The sequence below is a fragment of the Candidatus Cardinium sp. cByotN1 genome, from assembly GCF_022810525.1.
Taxonomy (GTDB): Bacteria; Bacteroidota; Bacteroidia; order Cytophagales; family Amoebophilaceae; genus Cardinium.
This window is the reverse complement of the sequence record NZ_JAACGG010000143.1, coordinates 1-4,781: the sequence shown is the minus strand read 5'-3', so window position 1 is coordinate 4,781 and position 4,781 is coordinate 1. Positions and strand designations below refer to the sequence as shown.

Annotated in this window: 4 protein-coding genes; 3 read left to right on the top strand and 1 reads right to left on the bottom strand. The window is 36.1% G+C overall.

Features of this window, described 5'->3' with window-relative positions:
• Positions 1-205 precede the first annotated feature (205 nt).
• Positions 206-1,417, bottom strand: coding sequence for a GTPase HflX (gene hflX, locus MUW73_RS04010; RefSeq protein ID WP_243018692.1), 1,212 nt, complete (start codon positions 1,415-1,417; stop codon positions 206-208).
• A 292-nt stretch (positions 1,418-1,709) separates the two neighbouring features.
• Between hflX and prmC the strand changes: the two genes are divergently transcribed.
• The 3 genes from prmC (at position 1,710) to MUW73_RS03995 (ending at position 4,636) form a co-directional block, all read left to right on the top strand.
• The gene (prmC, locus tag MUW73_RS04005; protein ID WP_243018693.1) at positions 1,710-2,609 is read left to right on the top strand and encodes a peptide chain release factor N(5)-glutamine methyltransferase; all 900 of its coding nucleotides are present in this window, start codon (positions 1,710-1,712) and stop codon (positions 2,607-2,609) included.
• 29 nt (positions 2,610-2,638) lie between these two features.
• Positions 2,639-3,487 carry a hypothetical protein gene (locus MUW73_RS04000; RefSeq protein WP_243018694.1) on the top strand — a complete coding sequence of 283 codons (849 nt, stop codon included), beginning with the start codon at positions 2,639-2,641 and terminating at the stop codon, positions 3,485-3,487.
• 201 nt (positions 3,488-3,688) lie between these two features.
• Positions 3,689-4,636, top strand: a complete 948-nt coding sequence (locus MUW73_RS03995; protein WP_243018727.1) for a Ppx/GppA phosphatase family protein — start codon at positions 3,689-3,691, stop codon at positions 4,634-4,636.
• Positions 4,637-4,781 lie beyond the last annotated feature (145 nt).

Genomic DNA, 4,781 nt, shown 5'->3' with positions numbered 1-4,781 from the left:
GTGTCAGGAACAGATACAAATGATTTTCTAATCCGCTAGTAAACAGCTATTTCAAAGACTACATTTTACGGAAAGTCCGCAATTGTTTATCGGCGGCCATCATATCTATGATATATAAAATATATTGAATACCCAATTATTATATATTTATTTAGCGCTATGGATGGCTATATAACCAATAATATACCCACTATGGATCTATAAGCTAATAACTAGCTTTTATATACCTTGTTAGCTGAATTTGCTCGATCTCTTTTGTAATTGTTTCTTTTAGCAGGTCTATACTTAGCCCCTTTGTTGCAGCAATAAAAACAGCCGGATAATGCATCATATTACGCCCATATGCCCCACTTCTTAAAACAGCTTCTATGGGCATATCTATGCCTTGGCTAGTGCTTGATAGGGTTTCTGTACTTTTTTTGATGATATCAACCTTGTTGAATACCAAAATAGTTGGCAAAGTTGCTGCGCCTATTTCTTGTAAGGTCTGGTTAACTAGACTGATTTGTTCTTGAAAACTATCGTGCGATGCATCTATTATATGCAAAAGCAAATCTGCTTCTTTAATTTCTGCTAGCGTAGACTTGAAACACGCTACCAAAGTATGCGGTAGTTTACGAATAAAGCCTACCGTATCAGTTAATAAAAAAGCCTTGTCATTTAATACTACCTTACGTACAGTAGCATCTACTGTAGCAAATAACTTATTATCAGCCAATATATCTGACTTGGATAGCAGCTTCATCAAAGTAGACTTTCCTACATTGGTATATCCTACCAATGCAACCCGGATCAAATCAACCCGTCCTTTACGCCTGGTAGTACATTGCTGTGCAATATTTGTTAACTTTTCACGCAGTTTGGTAATTTTATGTTGAATAATTCTTTTATCAGTTTCCAATTCTTTCTCACCAGGGCCACGCATACCCGCACTACCCCCTTTTTGACTTGAAAGATGGGTCCACATTCTAGTAAGTCGTGGTAATAAATATTGGTACTGTGCTAAGGCTACCTGTGTCCTGGCTTGTTTGGTTTGTGCACGCATAGAGAAGATATTAAGAATCAATAAGCTTCTATCTAAGATCTGACAGGAGAGTAATTTTTCCAGATTCCGAACTTGTGAGGGAGAAAGTTCATCGTCAAAAATGGCATAATCAATTTTTTCTTCCTTGATAAAAGCAGCTATTTCTTCTAGTTTTCCTTTACCTACAAAAGTAGCACCATGTGCATGGTCTAACTTTTGCATAAAGTTTCGCACAATTTTCAACCTCCAAGTATCTGCCAAAAAGGCTAGTTCTGTAAGATATTCTTCTGTTTTGGCTAAAGGTTGCCGGGGTGTAACCAGGGCTATAAGAATGGCCGTTTTGGCCTGGTCATTAACGATTACATTGGATGCATTAGGGTTGTGCGTTAACATAGTGGCTAGGCAGTTTATAAACTATAAAATACAAGCTACAATTTTAATAAAAAAATATTACAAAATAGCATCTAAAATGGCTAATTGCCTAACAATGTATGAGGCACAATCAAGTGAATTTTTAGTTTGATCCATTACTCCTAGTAAAAAATAACCATTTTATGCTAGTTTCTCGATTAACTTTTTATATTTACTTATCATAGAATAAAATAGCTGATAAAGTAGGCTTTTTTACAAAAGCAACAGGCAGCTTAAAGTAACCTTTAAAAGCCTATGACAGACAAAAAATCTAATGAATTTACTCTCTTACTCAACATATTCTGTAATTGAAATACCGCTTCGAGAATTATTAGATCTATGCTGTCAAGCCTTAGCCTTGGATATACCTAATAAACTAGAATGTCGTGCTATTGTTCAACAACTGCTGGCTTATTATTTGCAAGTTCATGCAACAGACTACATCCTAAATCCATTATGTACTATTGCACCTGCTATCCACATAAAGCTTTTAGATGCTATAGATAGATTAAAAAAGCAGGAGCCTATTCAATATGTTATTGGGTCCACTTATTTTGCTGGTAATTGCTTGAAGGTAACGCCTGCTGTACTCATCCCACGGCCAGAAACAGAGGAATGGGTAACATGTTTAATGCATCATCTTTCCGATCCCACTTCTATCCTAGATATAGGTACTGGTAGTGGTTGCATTGCTATTACGCTCAAACAGCACTTTCCCAAAGCGGTAGTAGAAGCTATTGATATAAGTAAAGCCGCGCTAGCTGTTGCTGCATATAATGCAGCCCAGATAGGGGTAAAAGTTCATTTTACAACAGCAGATATCCTAACGGATCCCCTTCCGGCATCTAGTTGGTCGTTAATTGTGAGCAATCCCCCCTATGTTCGCATGCAGGAAAAGCCTTTTATGCATGCAAATGTAGTAGACTATGAGCCTCATTTGGCTTTGTTTGTTCCAGATAATGATCCACTTATATTCCATAGGCGCATCATTCAACTTGCGGCGCTTCATTTGCGTACAAATGGTATACTTTGCTTAGAAATCAATGAGGCATTAGGCGAAAAGATTGTAGATTTACTACATCGCGCAAATTTTAAGCAAATAACTTTACATAAGGATATGCGTCAAAAAGAAAGATGGATTATGGCTGTTTCTGGACATAAACGTAGTACCTAAGTTTACATTTAAATATTGGTATATTAACTATGCAGTATGCACTAAAGATAACAACTTTATTAATTGTTACTGTTTTCTATACATTTTGTAGTGTTAGGACTTTTGGGGCCAATCGCCAAATGGATCGTGATGCGTTACGACTTCAAAAAGAAAACGTGGGTATGCCGCAAGAAACAAATGCTCCTGTAGAAAAAGAAGCTATCCAGGTAGCCAATGAAGCCTTACCTTTAGTCAAAGTGGCACATAAGGATGTTATGGACCTTTTGTATCTTTTTTTTGTTCCAAAACCGATGTATTTGCCTAGTTATATCCCTTTGTTACAGCAGGTTGGGATAAGAATAAATTGGGCTCAGTGTCTAAAGAATTGTTGGTCTATTGACCAAAAAAGTTATGGAGGAGGCGTTGACATTTATTTTTGTGGTCCGATACAGTTATCTATTGATGTGGGCTATCTAGCTGATCAACCTAAAAACATAATCTATGGTAATAAACTACCTTATACCTTGAAGGGTAGCTATGGTTTAGGGGGGCTTCTCTGCATGATGCATCCTAATCGTCTGACGAATGCGTATTGCGGGATAGGTTATGGTTACAGTCGATTTAACCTTATCTATGGTGATGATATAACTTCTTCTAACCCCTTTGTAGCCGGTTGGATAAAGCTACTTGGAGGCTCTGAACTTAGCTTAGTGCCTCAACTTTATGGAGGCATGCAACTGGGCATAGCCTATCTTATGCATGGTAAAAAAAATGATGATCGTCAAGTATCAAATTATACTATTCCAGGTTATGGAAAAGTAGCCAATAAAATAGAGTTCGATATAACATTATATCTAAAATGGAGTATCTCTTTCTTAGAAAAGAAAATAGTTCTTTAGGTTATATGATATAATCGTATCTGTTCACGACACTGGTAAAAAATGAATTTTTTAAAGCTACTTTTTGCTTGATCAAAAAGTAACCAAAAAATCAAGTGCTAATGAAAAAAGTGCGGGTTTTTTTACTAGCATAAGCCATAGTGGTGAACGGAAACATATAATCAGCGCAAGCCATAGAAACAGCCTTTTAATTAAAATGCTATGTCAAAATTAGCTGTTATTGATTTAGGTACCAATGTTATAAATCTTTTAGTAGGGGTAGTTGAACCAGAGAAGTATACCATACTTTATGAAGAAAAAATTACAAGAACTATTATTGAACAGCTTCCTTATGATATGCATATCTCATTAGAGGAACAAAAAAATATTGTCAATACTTTGGTCGCCATTAAAAAAAAGCTGGATATAGAGGGTGTTCAATTTATTACGGCCAAGGCTACAAGCCTTTTTCGGGATGCAGTTAATGCAGCTGATATCATCGAAGCGATTCATTTTGCAACAGATATTAAAGTAGACATTATTTCTGGCATAGAGGAAGCTAGGTTAATTTATCATGGTATCAGTTCTTGCTTTAATTTAACAGATTCAAATGGCTTAATCATTGATATAGGAGGTGGGAGTGTGGAGTGTATTATCTTTAACGATCTACAGCCACTATGGGAAAGAAGTTTTGAACTAGGGATACGTCGTGTTGCGGCTCAATTTACTTATAGTGATCCTATTACACCACTTCAAGTGGATCTTTTAGAAGACTATTATCGCAGGGCTTTGGCACCTCTTTTTGTTAGAACAAATCGTTATAGACCTGGTCAACTTATTGGAAGCTCTGGTGCTTTTCGGACATTATTGATGTTATACAAATGGCACTATGATCTTTCTGCTATTGAAACAAATAGTAATATAAAAAGAGTTTCTCAGGAGCAGTTTTTTAAAATTTATCAAGTTATCCAAACCACTCCTGTACATATTTGGGAAAAAGAACTTCCTATTGCACCTATTTTTTTAAAGCTTCTGCCATTATCAGTTAGCCTTATTAAGGTCATTTTGCAAACATGTGATTTACAAGAGATTATTATTTCAGATAATTCTCTAAGAACAGGATTGTTTATGCGAGAATGGGATCGTTTAAAAAACGAAAAGATTATTTAATCTTTTCCGCACCCCTATTTTGCAAATGGTTTCCGTTCACCACTATGGCTTATGCTAGAAAAAAAAACGCGCCCTTTGAAAAAAGTGCGATCAGAAAGCGCAGTTTACAGATGAAAAAAAACAGTTGCCGGGATGGATTGCAGAG

Excerpts from the sequence above, each read along its gene's own strand:
- hflX (WP_243018692.1), bottom strand. The coding sequence starts at position 1,417 with ATGTTAACGCACAACCCTAATGCATCCAATGTAATCGTTAATGACCAG.
- prmC (WP_243018693.1), top strand. The coding sequence starts at position 1,710 with ATGAATTTACTCTCTTACTCAACATATTCTGTAATTGAAATACCGCTT.
- MUW73_RS04000 (WP_243018694.1), top strand. The coding sequence starts at position 2,639 with ATGCAGTATGCACTAAAGATAACAACTTTATTAATTGTTACTGTTTTC.
- MUW73_RS03995 (WP_243018727.1), top strand. The coding sequence starts at position 3,689 with ATGTCAAAATTAGCTGTTATTGATTTAGGTACCAATGTTATAAATCTT.